Raw genomic sequence first — 16,308 nt, forward strand, 5'->3', positions numbered from 1 at the left:
ACGACCTCCCGGACACCCCGGCGGTGAAAATCGAACGACCACTCGAATTTGTGTTAGCGTCACTCACGCCACGGCCCCACGACGAAGTGAGATGAACATGAGCCCGATGTCCCGACGGCAGTTGCTCGGCCTGGGGGTGACCGCCGGCGCCACCGCGATGCTCGCCGGCTGCGCCACACCCGGGACGGCCTCGGTCAACACCCTGCCGACCATCCCTCCGGCCGACGGCCCCGTCAAGCTCCAGTACTGGGCCTGGCTCAAGGGCCTCGACCAGGTCACCGCCCTCTACAACAAGACCCAGTCCCGCGTACAGGTCGAGACGGTCTTCATCCCCGGCGGCAACGCGGGCGGCTACCAGAAGCTGTACTCGGCGCTCGCCGCGGGGGCCGGGCCCGACATCGCCCAGGTCGAGCTGCGCTCGCTGCCCGAGTTCCTGCTGGCCAACGGCGTCGTCGACCTCAAGCGCTACGGCGCCGAGCAGTACGCCGACCTCTACGACCCCACGCTCTGGAACCAGGTCAGCTACACCGACGGCATCTACGCGATCCCCCAGGACAGCGGCCCGATGGGCATGTTCTACCAGCCCGCCGTCTTCGACACGGTCGGCGCCGCCGTCCCCACCACCTGGGACGAGTGGGCCGCCGTCGGCGCCGAGCTGAAGGGGGCCGGCGTGTTGATGGACTCGTTCCCGCTCGCCGACGCCTCGCTCTTCGCCGCCTACGCCACCCAGGCCGGCGCCTCGTGGCTGCGTGCCGAGGACGACGGCTGGGTCATCGACATGACCGACGAGGCGACCCTCACGGTCGCCCGCTTCTTCGACAAGGCGATCGACGACGGCATCGTGACGACCGCCTACGGCGCCTACACGCCGGCCTGGTTCTCGGCCGCCAGCGCGGGCACGATCGCCTCCGTCGCGACCGGCTCGTGGGGTGACGCCCTGATCGAGGGCGTCAGCGGCGCCGAGGGCAAGTGGAAGTGCGCGCCGTTGCCGACCTGGCAGACCGGCTACGCCTCGAGCTTCCTCGGCGGTTCGACCGCGGCCATCCTCGCGAACAGCCAGCACCCGAAGGAGGCGCTCGACTTCGCCGTCTGGATGACCACGACGCCCGAGGGCATCAACGCCCTGATCGAGTTCTGCGGCATCGGCTGGTCGCCGGCCCGCGACGTCGTCGGCACGTTGCGCGAGCAGCCCAGCCCGTTCTTCAGCGGCCAGAACTACAACCAGGAGGTCTTCGTGCCCGCGACGAAGGAGTCCTCGCAGAACCAGGACTGGAGCTGGTGGCCCATCACCCAGCAGTCCTTCAACATCTTGAGCGACGGCTTCCGCGGCAAAGCGTCGGGCGGCACGCTCGTCGACGCCGTGGCCCAGGCCGAGAAGGACATCATGGCCGTCTTCCAGAACAAGGGCCTCACGATCCGGAAGGCGAACGCATGAGCGCCGCGACCGACACGCGACCGGAGGCCGTGACCGACTCGACCCGCGCCTCCTCGGGTCCTCGCCGCAGCAGCTCGAAGGGCGCCGTCAAGCGGGCCCCGTGGGTGCTGCTCGCACCGTTCCTCGCGCTGTTCGCCCTGACGTTCGTGATCCCGATCGTCATCGCGATCTTCTCGAGCTTCACGAAGGTCACCCGCAGCGGCCTCTTCGGCGAGGGTGGCGTGACCAGCGGGTTCGCCGGCTTCGACAACTACGCCCAGGTGCTCGGAGATCCGAACTTCCTCGCGTCGATCGGCCGGATGTTCCTCTTCGGCATTGTGCAGGTGCCGGTCATGCTCGTCCTCGCCACCGTCCTCGCGCTGCTGCTCGAGTCGGCCTCGGCGAAGTGGCCGGGCCTGTTCCGCGCCGCCTACTTCCTGCCGTACGGCGTGCCCGGCGTCATCGCGACGATCCTCTGGTCGTTCCTCTACGTGCCAGGGCTCAGCCCGATCATCGACATCGGCGAAGTCTTCGGCGTCACCCCCGACTTCCTGGGCGCGAACACCGTGCTCTGGTCGATCGCGAACATCGTGACCTGGAGCTACACCGGCTACAACATGCTGATCATCATCGCCCAGCTCAAGTCGATCCCGGTCGAGCTGTACGAGGCGGCCAAGGTCGATGGCGCGTCGTCGCTGCGCGTGGCCTTCAGCATCCAGCTGCCGTTGATCCGCCCCGCCCTGCTGCTCACCGCCGTCTTCTCGATCATCGGCACGCTGCAGCTGTTCGCCGAGGCGCAGGTGCTGCAACGCGTCTCTCCGGCGATCGACAGCCAGTACACGCCCAACCTCAGCGCGTACACCACGGCGTTCGCCTACAACGACTACAACGTCGCCGCCGCCCAGTCGGTCCTGATCGCCCTCGTCGCGTTCGCGCTGTCGATCACGTTCCTCAGCATCACGAACAGGAAGCAGAAATGAGCATCTCGACGAAAGGTGCCGAGCACGCCACCGAGACCGAGTCGATCGTGACGTCGCAGGGTCGCGGCCGGGGTGCCGAGAGGCCCGCCCGCCGCCGCGCCCGCAGTGCCGGCCCGGACCGCACGGCCGGACGTTCGAAGGCGTCCACCATCATCGTCACGGCCGTGCTGGTCGTCGTGGCGCTGTACTTCCTGGTGCCGGTCTACTGGGTCGTCGTCGCAGCGACCAAGACCACACCCGACCTGTTCGGCACCTTCGGCTTCTGGTTCGCGCCGACGTTCTCGCTCTGGGACAACCTCGGCCAGGTGCTGTCCTACGGCGACGGCATCTTCGTGCGTTGGGTGCTCAACTCGGTGCTCTACGCCGGCGTCGGCGCGCTCATCGCGACCTACTTCGCCGCGGCCGGCGGCTACGCGCTCGCCAAGTACGAGTTCCGCGGGAGCAACGTCGTCTTCGGCACGATCCTCGGCGGCGTGCTCGTGCCCGGCACGGCGACGGCCCTGCCCCTCTTCCTGCTGTTCAGCCAGATGGGCATCGCCAACACCTACTGGAGCGTGCTGCTGCCCTCGCTCGTGTCGCCCTTCGGCTTGTTCCTCTGCCGCATCTACGCGCAGGCCACGGTCGACACGTCGCTCATGGAGGCCGCGCGCCTCGACGGAGCCAGCGAGCTGCGCATCTTCCACACCCTGGGCCTGCGCATCCTCACGCCGGCGCTCGTCACGGTGTTCCTGTTCCAGCTCGTGGGCATCTGGAACAACTACTTCCTGCCCCTGGTCATGCTGAGCGACGTCGACAAGTTCCCCGTCACGCTCGGTCTCAACAACTGGCTCAGCCAGACCGACCGCCTGCCCGAGTTCTACCAGCTGACGACCGGTGGCGTGCTGCTGTCGATCATCCCGCTGGTCATCGCCATGGTCGTCCTGCAGCGCTTCTGGCGCGGCGGCCTCACCGAAGGAAGCGTCAAGTGACCCCCAGCCCCGCCACCGGCACCACTCCCACCGTCTCCGCCGACTACCTCACCGACACCGGCCCGGGTCAGGGTGCGCGCACCCCCGCGCGCTCCTGGCTGCACACCGACGCCCCGACCCTCTCGCTCGACGGCACCTGGTCGTTCCGCCTGCTGCCCGGTGCGCCGGGCACGCTCGGCGGACGCGGCGTCCTGCCAGAGGGCGAGCCCGTCGACGGCGTCGGCGCCCTCGAGCTCGACGACTCGTCCTGGGGCGAGATCGAGGTTCCGTCGCACTGGGTGCTCGGCGGAGACGGCTCGCGCGGCGCCCCGATCTACACCAACGTGCAGTTCCCGTTCCCGACCGAGCCGCCGTTCGTGCCCGACGCGAACCCGACCGGCGACCACCGCCGCACGTTCGAGCTGCCGTCGTCCTTCGACGGCGCCGAGCGCGTGCTGCTGCGCTTCGACGGCGTCGAGTCGCGCTACGTCGTGTGGCTGAACGGCGTCGAGATCGGCATGGGGGTCGGCAGCCGCCTCGCACAGGAGTTCGACGTGACGGACGCCGTGCGTCCCGGCGACAACGTCGTGGCGGTGCGCGTCCACCAGTGGTCGGCGTCGAGCTACGTCGAAGATCAAGACCAGTGGTGGCTGCCCGGAATCTTCCGCAGCGTCACGCTGCAGGCCCGCCCCGTCGGAGGGCTCGACGACGTCTGGCTGCAGACGCCGTTCCACGGCGCGGCCGGTCAGAGCCGAGGAGGCGCGGCGATCGTCCCCGAGATCACCGCCGCCGACGCCGCCTACCCGGTCACCCTCTCGGTGCCCGAGCTGGGCGTCGAGGTCACCTGGGCCACCCCGGCCGACGTCGCGCCGGTCGAGCTCGACGCGGTCGAGCCGTGGTCGGCCGAGACGCCGCGCCTCTACGACGCGACCGTCTCGAGCACGGGCGGTGCCGAGACGATCTCGCTGCGCCTCGGCTTCCGCACCGTCCGCGTCGTGGGCGACCAGTTCGAGGTCAACGGCCGCCGTGTGGTCTTCCACGGCGTCAACCGTCACGAGACCCACCCCGACCGCGGCCGCGTCTTCGACGAGGAGTGGTCGCGTCGCGACCTCGCGCAGATGAAGCGCTTCAACGTGAACGCGATCCGCACCTCGCACTACCCGCCGCACCCGCGCCTCCTCGACCTCGCCGACGAGCTGGGCTTCTGGGTCGTCCTCGAGTGCGACCTCGAGACCCACGCGTTCGAGCGCCAGGAGTGGATCGGCAACCCCAGCGACGACCCGGCCTGGCACGACGCCTACGTCGACCGCATGGTCCGCACGGTCGAGCGCGACAAGAACCACCCGAGCATCGTCCTGTGGTCGCTCGGCAACGAGTCGGGCACCGGGCACAACCTCGCCGCGATGGCGGCCTGGACGCACGCCCGCGACGGCGGCCGTCCCGTGCACTACGAGGGCGACTACACGGGTGCCTACACCGACGTCTACTCGCGCATGTACTCCTGGATCGACGAGACGCGGGCCATCGGCTCGGGCGACGAGTCGTTCACGCTCCTCGGCTGCACGCCGGCCGAGGCCGCGCGTCAGCGGTCGAAGCCGTTCCTGCTCTGCGAGTACGTCCACGCGATGGGCAACGGCCCCGGGGCGATCGACGACTACGAAGACCTGGTGGACGCCTACCCGCGCCTGCACGGCGGCTTCGTCTGGGAGTGGCGCGATCACGGGCTGCGGACCCACACCGCCGACGGAGTCGAGTACTTCGGCTACGGCGGCGACTTCGGCGAGGTCGTCCACGACGGCAACTTCGTCATGGACGGCATGGTGCTGAGCGACGACACCCCGTCACCCGGTCTGTACGAGTGGGCACAGGTCGTCGCCCCGATCCGCCTGCGTTTCGAGACCCCCACCGTCGACGGCCCGCCGGTGCTCGTCGTGTCGAACCTGCGGCACTCGGCCGACGCCTCCGACGTCGTCTTCCGCTGGGTCGCGTCGCACGACGGCGAGGAGGCACGCTCGGGCACCCTCGACGTCGTCGGCTTCGACGGCGGTGCGCTGTCCGCCCATGAGACGGTCTTCGTCTCGCTGCCCGAGGTGCCCGTGTCGCGCACCGGCGAGACCTGGCTCACGGTGACGGCCGAGCTCGCCGACGCCACCGTGTGGGCGGACGCCGGTCACGTGCTCTCGACCCAGCAGCTCGACCTCACGCCGGCACCGGGGCAGGTCGCGACACCCCGCCCCGTGGTCGCCGGCGACGGACGCGACCGCTCGGCCCGCGCCTCCTCGGTGCCTGCTTCCTCGGGGCGCGTCGAGCTCGGCCCGGCCGTGTTCGACGACGGACGACTGGTCTCGTTGGCCGGACGCCCGGTCGACGGTGCCCGCCTCGAGCTGTGGCGCGCACCGACCGACAACGACCGCGGCGAATGGCTCACGCCGAAGGACCGCGACCGCGACGTGATGCGCAACCGGCACCGTGTCGACCTGTACGAGGTCGGCGTGCTGCCCAGCTCGCAGGACACCTGGCTGCTCGCCGGGCTCGACCGGCTGACCGCGCGTGTCGAGTCGGTGAGCATCGCACCGGGGTCGGTCCGGGTGAGGACCCGCTACGCCGCGGCCGACACACGCAACGCCGTCACGACCGACGAGCAATGGCAGCTGGTCGGCGACGACCTCTGGCTGTCGGTCGACATCGTGCCGACCGGCTGGTGGGACATGGTGTGGCCCCGCGTCGGCGTGCGCTTCGACCTGCCGGGCGACGTCGACCACGCCTCGTGGTTCGGCACGGGGCCGCGCGAGTCGTACCCCGACAGTCGCCACTCGGCGTTCGTCGGGCGCTACGAATCCGGCGTCGACGAGCTGGCGGCCGGGTATGCCCGCCCGCAAGAGACGGGGCACCGGAGCGACCTGCGCACGATCGACCTCGGGCCGGCCGGTCGGCCGTGGCTGCGGGTCGAGGCCGTGCCGAGCGCCACGGGTGAACGCCCCGGCTTCACGCTGAGCCGCCACACGGCCCAGCAGATCGGCGTGGCCGAGCACCCGCACGAGCTGCCCGCGAGCGACCGCACCTACCTGTACCTCGACGCCGCCCAGCACGGCGTCGGGTCGCGGGCGTGCGGGCCGGACGTGGCGTCGCGGCACGTGCTGCGCCCGGGTGCCCACCAGCTGCGACTGAAGTTCAGCGCGCTGTAGTCGGTTCGTCGCCGAGAACGGGCGGGTCCGTGTCGGACGGGCGTCTTCGGACGCCCGGTCCGGCCGGACCCGCCCGTTCTGCGTGCCGCCTGCTCTGCTCTCAGCCGGCGCGGCGACGTGCTCAGCCGGCGCGGCGGGTGGCGCGGACGATCACGTCGGCCACGTGCCAGACGTCACCGTCGGGGCCCGTCATGTCGCGTGGCCGCACCTCGGCCACCTCGACCTGCCAGGCGTCGGCGGAGAGCCGGCCGACCACCTCGTCGACCGTGAAGAGCATCCCCGGGTCACCGTGCCTGCCGGCTCCGCCCGGCAGGGCGTCGGCGTCGTGGCCGACGATGAGCAGGGTGCCGTCCGGTGCCACGCCGTCCGCCAGTGCCGGGAACAGCCGCTCGCGGTCGGCGAGCGGCAGGTGCATGAAGTGCGCCGTGACGAGATCGAAGGAGGAGCGGGTCGGGCTCCACGCCGTCAGATCCGCCTGCTGCCAGGTGAGCCGATCGTGGTCGACGTCCTCCCGCTCGCGGGCGAGGGCGGCCGCCTTGTCGAGGGCGTTCTGCGAGATGTCGACGCCCGTGACCTGCCAGCCCCGCGAGGCGAGCCAGAGGGCGTCGCCGCCTTCTCCGCTGCCGACGTCGAGGGCATGACCGGGGCTCAGGGGAGTGGCCTCGGCGACGAGGGCGGCGTTGGGGCGGCCGCTCCAGGCACGGCCGGGCTGCCCGTAGCGGTCCTCCCAGTAGTCGCGGTCGTAGACGGGGTGGCGGTGCCCGTCGTGCTGGTGCTGCTGCTCCGACTCGCTCATGGGTCGACCCTCCCTCCGGCGCGGAGGGCTGCGACGGACGCCGCGACCTCGGCCGTGATCAGGTCCATGTTGATCGCCGCGCCCGCCATCGTGCCCGCGGCGGCTGCGGCGACGACCTGCGCCATCGGCTCGGTGACGTTGCCGGCGAGCCAGACACCGGGGACGGCCGACCGACCGGTGAACGGCTCGACGGTGCCGAGGTGCGTGCCGACACCGGCCGGGTGCTCGGCGGCCTCGAGCCCGAGGTCGGCCAGGAAACCGGCTCGCGAGCGCACGCGGGCCATCACGGCCAGGGCGCCGACGTCGACGGTCCGGCCGTCAGCGAGCGTCACCCCGGTCAGGGCGTCGTCCTCCACCCGGAGGCGGGCCACCGGTCCGTCGACCACCGTGACGCCTCGCGCGCGGAGCTGCTCGGCCTGCTCGTCGTCGGGGGCGAACGAGTCGTTCGTGAACAGGACGATCTCGCGGCTCCACTGCCCGAAGAGCAGGGCCTGGTGCATCGCGAAGGGGCTGGTGGCCAGCACGCCGATCACGCGGTCCTGCACCTCCCACCCGTGGCAGTAGGGGCAGTGCACGACGTCGCGGCCCCAGCGCTCGGCGAGCCCGTCGACGGCGGGCAGCTCGTCGACGAGTCCCGAGGTCACGAGGAGGCGCCGGGCACGGACCTCGCGGTCGTCGGCGCCCGGGGCGGTGACCGTGACGACGAACGGCGCGTCGGGGGTGTCGTCGCGCCGGACGCCGGTCACGGTGCCTGACGCCACGGCGCCTCCGTAGCCCTCGACCTCGGCCCTGCCGAGCCGCGTGAGCTCGCGGGGCGCGACGCCGTCGCGGGTGAGGAACGCGTGGACGCCCTCGGCGGGTGCGTTGCGGGGCCGGTCGTCGTCGACGACGAGCACGTCGCGTCGGGCGCGGGCGAGCGACAGGGCGCCGCTGAGCCCGGCGGCGCCGCCGCCGATCACGACGACGTCGTGGACGGTGTCGACCGGCTGGGTGTTCTGGTTCATGGTGTGACCTCCTGACTCGATCCTCCGACGTGGAGCGTCACTCTGGCAATCTTCCTTGCCGAAGTGGCAAGATGACGGGCATGAGCCACCCCACGAACACCCCCGGTGCCGACGCCGCGGGCACCGACGACGTCCTCGCCGCGGTCGGCCCGCGCCTCCGGGCCCTGCGGACGCGCCGAGGCGTGACCCTCGCCGAGCTGGGGGAGCGCACCGGCATCTCGGTCAGCACCCTCTCGCGGCTCGAGTCGGGCCACCGTCGACCGACCCTCGAGCAGCTGCTGCCGCTCGCCCGCGAGCACGGGGTGCCCCTCGACGACCTCGTCGGGGCACCCGAGACCGGCGACCCGCGCGTGCACCTCAAGCCACGGCAGCAGCACGGCATGACCGTCGTGCCGCTCTCGCGCGGCGGGGGCGCGATCCAGGCGTTCAAGATGGTCATCCCGGCCGACTCGCCCCGGACGGAGCCCGTGCTCCGCACGCACGAGGGCTACGACTGGCTGTACGTGCTGCGCGGGCGCGTCCGACTCGTGCTGGGCGACCTCGACCTCGTTCTGCCGGCAGGCGAGGCGGCCGAGTTCGACACGCGCACGCCGCACTGGTTCGGCCGCGCCGACGAGCACGCCGTCGAGGTGCTCAGCCTGTTCGGCCGCCAGGGGGAGCGGCTGCACCTGCGCACCGCGCCGGGCTCGCCCGGGTGAGGCGTCCCGGGGTGTCGGTGGCGCCTCCTAGGCTCGGGGCGGGCGTCCAGGCCGCGTCCCGACAGAAGGAGTCCGTGTGTACCTCGACGACGACCGGGTGGTCACCAGCCCGTCCGACCTGACGACCTGGGCCGCGTGCGAGTGGTCGTTCCTGCGACGCCTCGACGCGAAGCTCGGCCGTGTCGCGGCCGTCGCCGACGCCTCCGACGACATGCTCGACCGCACGGCCCGGCTCGGCGACGCCCACGAACTGCGCTACCTCGAAGAGCTGCGCGCGACCCGCCAGGTGGTCGAGTTCGAGCGGCCGGTGCCGTCGGGCTACGCGGCGGCCGCCGAGGAGGCACGGCTCGCCATGGCCTCCGGGGCCGACGTGCTCTTCCAGGCGACCTTCTTCGACGGATCGTTCATCGGCTTCAGCGACTTCGTGGTGCGCACCGACGCCGGCGCGTACGAGGTCTACGACACCAAGCTCGCCCGCCACGCCAAGATCCCGGCCCTGCTGCAGGTGGCGGCCTACACCGACCAGATCCGCGCACTCGGCCTGCCGTCGGCCGACACCGTGCGACTCGTGCTCGGCGACGGCAGCGAGAGCGTCCACGACGTCGCCGACGTCCTGCCGGTCTACCGCGTCCAGCGCGACCGGCTGCGCGCCGCCCTCGCCGAGCGGGTCGCCGCCGACGCGCCGCTCGCCTGGGGCGACCCGACCGTCACGGCCTGCGGCCGGTGCGCGGCGTGCCAGGCGCAGGTCGACGAGCACCGCGACCTCGTGCTCGTCGCCGGCCTCCGCGGCGAGCAGCGCCAGCGGCTGCACCGGGCCGGGGTCGGCACCATCGACGACCTCGCGGCGTCGTCCGGTCCCGTCGCCGGCATCGGTGCGACGGCCCTCGCCCGGCTGCGGGGCCAGGCCCGGGTGCAGCTCGCAACCGAGCGGGACCACACGGGTGCCCCGGCCGTCGAGGTCGTCGACGCCGACGCCCTGCGGACGATCCCGCGGCCCGACGCCGGCGACGTGTTCTTCGACTTCGAGGGCGACCCGCTCCACACCGAGGGCGACGGGCGGGCCTGGGGTCTCGACTACCTCTTCGGGCTGGTCGAGGCCGACGGCGCCTTCCGCGCGTTCTGGGCGCACGACTTCGCGGGCGAGCGGCAGGCGCTCATCGACTTCCTCGACTACCTCGCCGAGCGACGGCGGCGCTTCCCCGACCTGCACGTGTACCACTACGCCGCCTACGAGCGGAGCCACCTGCTCTCGCTCGCCGCCCGGCACGGTGTCGGCGAGGACGCCGTCGACGACCTGCTGCGCGACGGCGTGCTCGTCGACCTGTACCCGGTCGTGCGGCAGGCGCTGCTCGTCGGGTCGCACAGCTACTCGCTCAAGAAGCTCGAGCCGCTCTACATGGGCGACGACCTGCGGCAGAGCGACGTCAAGACCGCGACCGCGAGCATCACGATGTACGTCGACGCCATCGCCGAACGCACCACGGGCGACCCCGACCGCGGTGACCGCATGCTCGACGAGGTCCGCGACTACAACGAGTACGACTGCCGGTCGACCCTCCGGCTGCGCGACTGGCTGCTCGAGCTCGCCGGCCGGCACGGCATCCGGGCCGACGACCCCGACGGCCCGACCGCGCCCGATCCGCTCGAACTCGCGCGGGTGCCGCGCGAACCCGACCCTGTCGCCGTCGGTCTCGCCGCATACGTGGCCGACGTCGACCCACTCGAGCGCACCGCCGACCAGACGGCGATCGCCCTCGCGGCGTCGGCCATCGACTACCACCGTCGCGAGGCGAAGACGTTCTGGCAAGAGCACTTCGACCGGCTGCGCAACCCGGTCGACGACTGGGCCGACACCCGCGACGTGTTCGTCGTCGAGACGGCGTCCGTCGAGCGCGAGTGGCAGAAGCTGCCCCGGGCCCGCAAGCTCAGCCGTGAGGTGCGACTGCGCGGTCGACTCGCGCCGGGCAGTCGTCTCGGCGAAGGAGGCGCGCCCTACGCCGTCTACGACGCCCCCGTTCCGGCCGGGGTCGCCTCGCTCGGCCCGGGGCTCCGCGGTGCCGTCGGGTCGACCGTGGTCGAGGCCGGCACGAACGGCGACCGGTACGAGGTCGTGCTGCTCGAACGGGTCGCGGGTGACGACGACCGGCACGACTCGTTCCCGGTCGCGCTCACGCCCGCCGCGCCTCCCCGGGCCACGCCGCAGCCCGAGGCCATCGCCGAGTGGGGCGGGCGCGTGCTCGACGCCCTACCCGAGATGCTGCCCGATCCGGCGTTCGACCTGCTGCGGCGTCAGCCCCCTCGGCTCCGGTCGGGCGGTGGGCCCGCACCCGTGGCCGGGCACGACACCGTCTCGGCCGTCGTCGAGACCCTGCTCGACCTCGACCGGTCGTACCTCGCCGTGCAGGGCCCGCCCGGCACGGGCAAGACCTACGTCGGCTCGCGGGTCATCGCGCGACTGGTGCGTGAGCACGGCTGGCGGGTCGGCGTCGTCGGGCAGTCGCACGCCGTCGTCGAGAACGTCCTGCGCGCGGCGATCTCCGCCGGGGTCGATCCCGAACGGGTGGGCAAGGTGCCGAAGTCGGGCACCACGGCCGACCAGGCCGACGAGCAGCCCTGGCGCACCCTGACGTCGGGCGAAGAGGCCGCGTTCCTCGCCGAGGCCGACGGTGGGGCGGGCGGTGCCGGGGCCGACGGTGGCGGGCAGGCCGTCGGGGCCGTGTTCGGGGCGACCGCCTGGGGGTTCGCGAACGCCGACAAGGTGGCCCGCGCCTCCCTCGACCTGCTCGTCGTCGACGAGGCCGGCCAGTTCTCGCTCGCGTCGACCGTGGCGGCCTCGGTCGCGGCAACGCGGTTGCTGTTGCTCGGCGACCCGCAGCAGCTGCCCCAGGTCAGCCAGGGCAGCCACCCCGAGCCGGTCGACGAATCGGCGCTCGGCTGGCTGGCCGACGGCCACGACGTGCTGCCGGCCGAGTTCGGCTACTTCCTCGCCACCACCTGGCGCATGCACCCGGCGCTCTGCGCCCCGGTCAGCGAGCTGTCGTACGCCGGGGCGCTGACGGCCCACGCGTCCGACCGCCGCCTCGACGGGGTGACGCCCGGCCTGCACGTCGAACCCGTGACGCACGTCGGCAACACGACCTCGTCGGCCGAAGAGGCCCGGGTGGTGGTCGAGATCGTGCGCTCCGTCGTCGGTCTCGCCTGGTCGGACGACGACGGCACCCGACCGCTGACCCCGGCCGACGTCATCGTCGTCGCCCCCTACAACGCCCACGGGGCCGTGTTGCGCGAGCACCTCGACGCCGCCGGCTTCGACGAGACGCCCGTCGGCACGGTCGACCTGTTCCAGGGGCAAGAGGCGGTCGTGGCCGTCGTGTCGCTCGCGGCGTCGAGTGCGGCGGACATCCCGCGTGGGCTGGACTTCCTGCTGATGCCCAACCGGCTCAACGTCGCGTTGTCGCGGGCGAAGTGGGCGGCATTCCTGGTGCACTCCCCGCTGCTCGCCACGGGGTTGCCGACCTCGATCCCGGGTCTCGGCCTGCTCAGCGGTTTCCTGCGGCTGACCGGGCAGGGCCAGCCGGCCGTCGAGGTCTGACAGGCGCCGCACCCTGCCCGGCCCCGCTCTCAGCCCCTGAGGTCCTGCCGAGATGGCACGACGTGCCGCTCACGTCTGAAGGTGAGCGGCACGTCGTGACATCTCGTGCCCCCGGGCCCGGCTCAGCGGCCGCGTCGCTGCGTCAGCACCTCGGCGCCGTCCTCGGTGATGGCGATCGTGTGCTCGCTGTGCGCGGTGCGGCAGCCGGTCACGCTGCGCAGCGTCCAGCCGTCTGAGTCCGTGACGAGTTCGTCGGTGTCGGTCATCACCCACGGCTCGAGCGCGAGCAAGAGCCCGGGCCGCAGTCGGTAGCCCCGCCCCGGGCGCCCGGTGTTCGACACGTGAGGGTCCTGGTGCATGGTCGAGCCGATGCCGTGGCCGCCGAACTCGACGTTGATCGGGTAGCCCGCCTCCGACAGCACGCTGCCGATCGCGTGCGAGAGGTCGCCGATGCGCGCCCCGGGGCCGGCGGCCGCGATGCCGGCCTCGAGCGCCCGCTCGGTGGTCTCGATCAGTCGGACGCTCTCGGCCGGACGGGAGTCGCCCACGACGAAACTCACCGCCGAGTCGGCTGCCACCCCGTCGAGTACGACGGCGAGGTCGAGGGTCAGCAGATCGCCGTCGACGAGTCGCCGGTCGTGCGGCAGCCCGTGCAGCACGGCGTCGTTCACGGCCGTGCAGACGTAGTGCCCGAAGGGGCCCCGCCCGAACGAGGGCGCGTAGTCGACGTAGCACGAGACCGCTCCGGCTTCGTCGATCATCGTCTTGGTCCACGAGTCGATGTCGAGCAGGTTCGTGCCGACGGTCACCCGGTCGCGCAGCGTCTGCAAGATGGTGCCGACGAGCGCGCCCGTCGCCCGGGCCCGCTCGATCTCGGAGGGGTTCAAGATCTCGATCATGGGTGTCCTGCCGTTCTCGTGCCGAAGATCATCCCGGTAAAGGTATCCCACTCGGTGCTCGTGCGCACTACGCTCGGGGCATGGTCCGACTGCCGCTCACCCCCGCCGAGATCGAGCGCGGCCGTCGTCTCGGAACCCTGCTGCGGCTCGCCCGAGGCCCCCGGCCCATGCTGCAGGTCGCGCTCGACGCCGGGCTCTCGCCCGAGACCCTGCGCAAGATCGAGACCGGGCGCGTGGCGACCCCGGCCTTCTCGACCATCGCCGCGATCGCCGGCGTGGTCGGCCTGTCGCTCGACGACGTCTGGACCGAGATCACCCGCGACGGGGGCGGGGCCGCCGACGTGCCGTCCTCGCTCGACGCGGCCCGCGCCTCCTGACCCGGCCGAGATGTCACGACGTGCCGCTCACGTCCAGAGCTGAGCGGCAGGCCGTGACATCTCGCGAGCCCGAGGAGGCGCGGTGTCAGCCCCGCGGACGGGCCAGCGACCCGAGGTCGAGCCGGGTCGAGACCTCGTGCCAGACGGCGTCGGCGAGCTCGTCGGTCGCGCGGTCGGCATCGACCGTGACGACGACCTCGGCGGCTGCGGCGATCGCCTCGGCGTAGCGCTCGCGCGCGGCCCTCAGACGTTCGTCGACCTCGAACCGATCGGTCGTCGTGCGTCCGCTCGCGAGGCGCTCGAGGGCGACCTCGGGCGAGACGTCGAGGTAGACGGTGAGGTCGGGCAGCATCAGCGAGGTGCTGATCGAGTTCGACGACGCGATCCAGTCGCTGCCGACGTCGGAGGCCTGGTAGGCCCGTGACGACAGGTGGTAGCGGTCGCAGACGACCGTCGTGCCGCGCTCGACGATGCCGAGCATGCCGTCGTGGGCGTTCGTGATGTGGTCGAGCCGGTCGGCGACGAAGAGCGACGCGATGACCCGGTCGTCGAGGTCGACCCGGCGGTTGAAGCCGTTGCGGATCAGCGTGCCGACCGGGCCGTTGGTCGGCTCGGCCGTCTGGTGCACGGGCACGCCCGCGTCGCCGAGGCGGGCCGCGAGCAGCCGGGCCTGGGTCGACTTGCCCGACCCGTCGATGCCTTCGAACACGATGAACGCCCCACGGGCTGCCTGATCGGTCACCCGACGAGCCTACCGAGGGTCGGGCCCGACGCAGGACCCACCGTGACGCGCGAGCGCGACGGCGGCGACGATGCGAGGAGGCGCGGTGAGGTCCCCGATCCCGCCCTCGACGTCTCCGGTCAGCACACGGTGGTGAACAGTGCAGGGTGCGCGGTCACCGGTGATCGGTGCGGGGCTGAGTGGTGACGACGTTAGTCGTGGCGCTGCCCTCCGCGCCTGCAGGGTGACCGGGATGACCGCCGGTCTCGGTTCGTGCTCGCCCCGGTGACGTCTACCGACTCACCGCGCTGGTCAGTTCTGCAGGTCGGCCTCCCAGTTGGTCTTCTGGATCTCGACGTCGAGTTCGCGGAGGTCCTTGGCGAGCGCGTCGGCGCGGTCCCGCAGCTCGGCGACGGGCAGGGCCGAGAACATGCGCAGCTCGCTGCGCAGCTGTCGGTAGCCGCCCGAGGCGCCGCGGGCCGCGTCCGACGCGGCCACGAGCAGGGCGTGGGTGCTGCGCAGGGTCTCGCGTCGAGCGAGGGCGGCGGTCATGGTGCTTCCGTCGCCGAGGATCGTGCGGGCGTTGGTGAGGTTGATGCGGACGACGAGCGACTCGAGCACGTCGAGGGTGTCCACTGCCTGGCGCAGCAGCTCGGCGGCGTCCTCGGTGGGCTCCTCGCCTTCTTGGTAGCGCGCGTTCGCGGTGACGCGGTCGCGCAGCTGGTCGACCCGGCGCTGGGCGTCGGATCGCTGCAGGAGGGCTTCGGCGAGCTTCATGGTGAGCGATCCTACGCAGGTCGGGTGCGTCACGTGTCGTGCGTGTCACCGGCGCCTGTTCGCCGGTCATTCATTGGGACACCTGCCCGGGTCGTTCTTGGCCGGCGGAAGCCGATTAGTTCCTGGCCTGCGGAGGCCAATTAGTTCCTGGCCTGCGGATTCGCGTTTTCCTGTCCCGCAAAAAGGCCTGGTGATGCGGGGTCTAAAAGCTACAGGCATCTGATGCTCATCGGATACGCGCGGGTGTCGACCTCGGGACAAGATCTCGCAGCACAACGTGACGGTCTCGCAGCTCTGGTTGTTGACGATCAATACGTGCATGTTAACCACGGGCTCTCGGGCACGGCTCGAGCGCGACCCGGCCTCCGCGAAGCGTTGGCCGCATGCCGTGCCGGTGACGTAGTAGTCGTCACGAAGCTTGAGCGCCTCGCCCGATCACTCCGCGAGGCCACCAACTTTGCGGACGAGCTCACGAAGAAGGGTGTCTCACTAAACCTCGGGGGAGCGGTCTACGACCCCAACGATCCCGTTGGGCGGCTCCTTTCCAACGCCCTCGGCATGGTGGCCGAGTTCTAAGCCGACCTCATCCGTGCCCGGACGGAGAGGGCATGGCGATCGCCAAGGCCGCCGGCAAGCTCCGAGGCCGGAAGCCCAAGCTCACCCCCTTGCAGGAGAAGCACCTCGTGCAGCTGCTTCGTGCTGGCGAACACACGAGTAGCGAGATCGCCGACCTCTTCGGCGTCGCCGGGTCCACGGTCTATCGGGCTATGAAGAGGGCCACTCGAGAGCCGTGAGTTGCTTCGGGCTCATGTGCACTTGCTCGGTCGCAGGTAAGGGGATGCCTGAGTCGCGCGCAGCGGCTATAAAATGTTCCTACCTGGTCCAACTTGGACTCGGTTTAGCCAGGGGGTCATACGT

At 71.7% G+C, this 16,308-nt stretch carries 12 protein-coding genes and 1 pseudogene; 8 read left to right on the forward strand and 5 right to left on the reverse strand.

Annotation, left to right across the window (positions count from 1 at the left end; genetic code table 11):
- Positions 1 to 97 precede the first annotated feature (97 nt).
- From EDF50_RS01165 to EDF50_RS01180, 4 genes are read left to right on the forward strand one after another with little or no spacing between them, the layout of a single operon-like run.
- Complete coding sequence (locus EDF50_RS01165) at positions 98 to 1,435, forward strand: ABC transporter substrate-binding protein (protein WP_123518361.1); 1,338 nt, start codon at positions 98 to 100, stop codon at positions 1,433 to 1,435.
- Positions 1,432 to 2,394: a carbohydrate ABC transporter permease gene (locus EDF50_RS01170; RefSeq protein ID WP_123517520.1), complete on the forward strand. Its 963-nt coding sequence runs from the start codon at positions 1,432 to 1,434 to the stop codon at positions 2,392 to 2,394. Before EDF50_RS01165 ends, EDF50_RS01170 begins: the two co-directional genes overlap by 4 nt.
- Positions 2,391 to 3,362 carry a carbohydrate ABC transporter permease gene (locus EDF50_RS01175; protein WP_123517521.1) on the forward strand — a complete coding sequence of 324 codons (972 nt, stop codon included), beginning with the start codon at positions 2,391 to 2,393 and terminating at the stop codon, positions 3,360 to 3,362. The genes EDF50_RS01170 and EDF50_RS01175 overlap by 4 nt, the downstream gene beginning before the upstream one ends.
- Positions 3,359 to 6,526: a glycoside hydrolase family 2 TIM barrel-domain containing protein gene (locus EDF50_RS01180; RefSeq protein ID WP_123517523.1), complete on the forward strand. Its 3,168-nt coding sequence runs from the start codon at positions 3,359 to 3,361 to the stop codon at positions 6,524 to 6,526. Before EDF50_RS01175 ends, EDF50_RS01180 begins: the two co-directional genes overlap by 4 nt.
- Before the next feature lie 121 nt (positions 6,527 to 6,647).
- Here the strand turns inward: EDF50_RS01180 and EDF50_RS01185 are convergent, their stop codons facing one another.
- Both EDF50_RS01185 and EDF50_RS01190 read right to left on the reverse strand, forming a co-directional pair.
- Positions 6,648 to 7,322, reverse strand: a complete 675-nt coding sequence (locus EDF50_RS01185) for a bifunctional 2-polyprenyl-6-hydroxyphenol methylase/3-demethylubiquinol 3-O-methyltransferase UbiG (protein ID WP_123517525.1) — start codon at positions 7,320 to 7,322, stop codon at positions 6,648 to 6,650.
- On the reverse strand, positions 7,319 to 8,326 hold the full coding sequence (locus tag EDF50_RS01190) for an NAD(P)/FAD-dependent oxidoreductase (RefSeq protein WP_123517527.1): 1,008 nt from the start codon (positions 8,324 to 8,326) through the stop codon (positions 7,319 to 7,321). The genes EDF50_RS01185 and EDF50_RS01190 overlap by 4 nt, the downstream gene beginning before the upstream one ends.
- 80 nt (positions 8,327 to 8,406) lie before the next feature.
- Between EDF50_RS01190 and EDF50_RS01195 the strand changes: the two genes are divergently transcribed.
- Both EDF50_RS01195 and EDF50_RS01200 read left to right on the forward strand, forming a co-directional pair.
- Positions 8,407 to 9,024 (forward strand): helix-turn-helix transcriptional regulator, encoded by a 618-nt coding sequence (locus EDF50_RS01195; RefSeq protein ID WP_123517529.1) that lies wholly within the window; start codon positions 8,407 to 8,409, stop codon positions 9,022 to 9,024.
- 76 nt (positions 9,025 to 9,100) lie between these two features.
- Positions 9,101 to 12,616, forward strand: coding sequence for a bifunctional RecB family nuclease/DEAD/DEAH box helicase (locus tag EDF50_RS01200; protein ID WP_123517530.1), 3,516 nt, complete (start codon positions 9,101 to 9,103; stop codon positions 12,614 to 12,616).
- A gap of 122 nt (positions 12,617 to 12,738) precedes the next feature.
- Here the strand turns inward: EDF50_RS01200 and map are convergent, their stop codons facing one another.
- Positions 12,739 to 13,515 (reverse strand): type I methionyl aminopeptidase, encoded by a 777-nt coding sequence (map, locus tag EDF50_RS01205; RefSeq protein WP_123517532.1) that lies wholly within the window; start codon positions 13,513 to 13,515, stop codon positions 12,739 to 12,741.
- 80 nt (positions 13,516 to 13,595) lie between these two features.
- Between map and EDF50_RS01210 the strand changes: the two genes are divergently transcribed.
- On the forward strand, positions 13,596 to 13,892 hold the full coding sequence (locus EDF50_RS01210) for a helix-turn-helix transcriptional regulator (protein ID WP_123517533.1): 297 nt from the start codon (positions 13,596 to 13,598) through the stop codon (positions 13,890 to 13,892).
- A gap of 85 nt (positions 13,893 to 13,977) precedes the next feature.
- On the opposite strand, the gene tmk is transcribed toward EDF50_RS01210, so the two are convergent.
- Positions 13,978 to 14,634, reverse strand: coding sequence for a dTMP kinase (tmk, locus tag EDF50_RS01215; RefSeq protein ID WP_123517535.1), 657 nt, complete (start codon positions 14,632 to 14,634; stop codon positions 13,978 to 13,980).
- Between the two features lie 291 nt (positions 14,635 to 14,925).
- Positions 14,926 to 15,390, reverse strand: a complete 465-nt coding sequence (locus EDF50_RS01220; protein WP_123517536.1) for a DIP1984 family protein — start codon at positions 15,388 to 15,390, stop codon at positions 14,926 to 14,928.
- A gap of 222 nt (positions 15,391 to 15,612) precedes the next feature.
- Here EDF50_RS01220 and EDF50_RS01225 point away from each other — a divergent pair.
- Positions 15,613 to 16,184: pseudogene (locus EDF50_RS01225) on the forward strand (recombinase family protein).
- The last annotated feature ends 124 nt before the right edge of the window (positions 16,185 to 16,308 follow it).

Origin of the sequence: Frigoribacterium sp. PhB24, from assembly GCF_003755185.1 — a bacterium.
Lineage (GTDB): Bacteria > Actinomycetota > Actinomycetes > Actinomycetales > Microbacteriaceae > Frigoribacterium.

What these genes read in the sequence shown, in the direction of transcription:
- EDF50_RS01170 (WP_123517520.1), top strand. Translation starts at nt 1,432, where the DNA reads ATGAGCGCCGCGACCGACACGCGACCGGAGGCCGTGACCGACTCGACC.
- EDF50_RS01210 (WP_123517533.1), top strand. Translation starts at nt 13,596, where the DNA reads ATGGTCCGACTGCCGCTCACCCCCGCCGAGATCGAGCGCGGCCGTCGT.
- EDF50_RS01185 (WP_123517525.1), bottom strand. Translation starts at nt 7,322, where the DNA reads ATGAGCGAGTCGGAGCAGCAGCACCAGCACGACGGGCACCGCCACCCC.
- EDF50_RS01165 (WP_123518361.1), top strand. Translation starts at nt 98, where the DNA reads ATGAGCCCGATGTCCCGACGGCAGTTGCTCGGCCTGGGGGTGACCGCC.
- EDF50_RS01175 (WP_123517521.1), top strand. Translation starts at nt 2,391, where the DNA reads ATGAGCATCTCGACGAAAGGTGCCGAGCACGCCACCGAGACCGAGTCG.
- EDF50_RS01195 (WP_123517529.1), top strand. Translation starts at nt 8,407, where the DNA reads ATGAGCCACCCCACGAACACCCCCGGTGCCGACGCCGCGGGCACCGAC.
- EDF50_RS01220 (WP_123517536.1), bottom strand. Translation starts at nt 15,390, where the DNA reads ATGAAGCTCGCCGAAGCCCTCCTGCAGCGATCCGACGCCCAGCGCCGG.
- map (WP_123517532.1), bottom strand. Translation starts at nt 13,515, where the DNA reads ATGATCGAGATCTTGAACCCCTCCGAGATCGAGCGGGCCCGGGCGACG.
- EDF50_RS01190 (WP_123517527.1), bottom strand. Translation starts at nt 8,326, where the DNA reads ATGAACCAGAACACCCAGCCGGTCGACACCGTCCACGACGTCGTCGTG.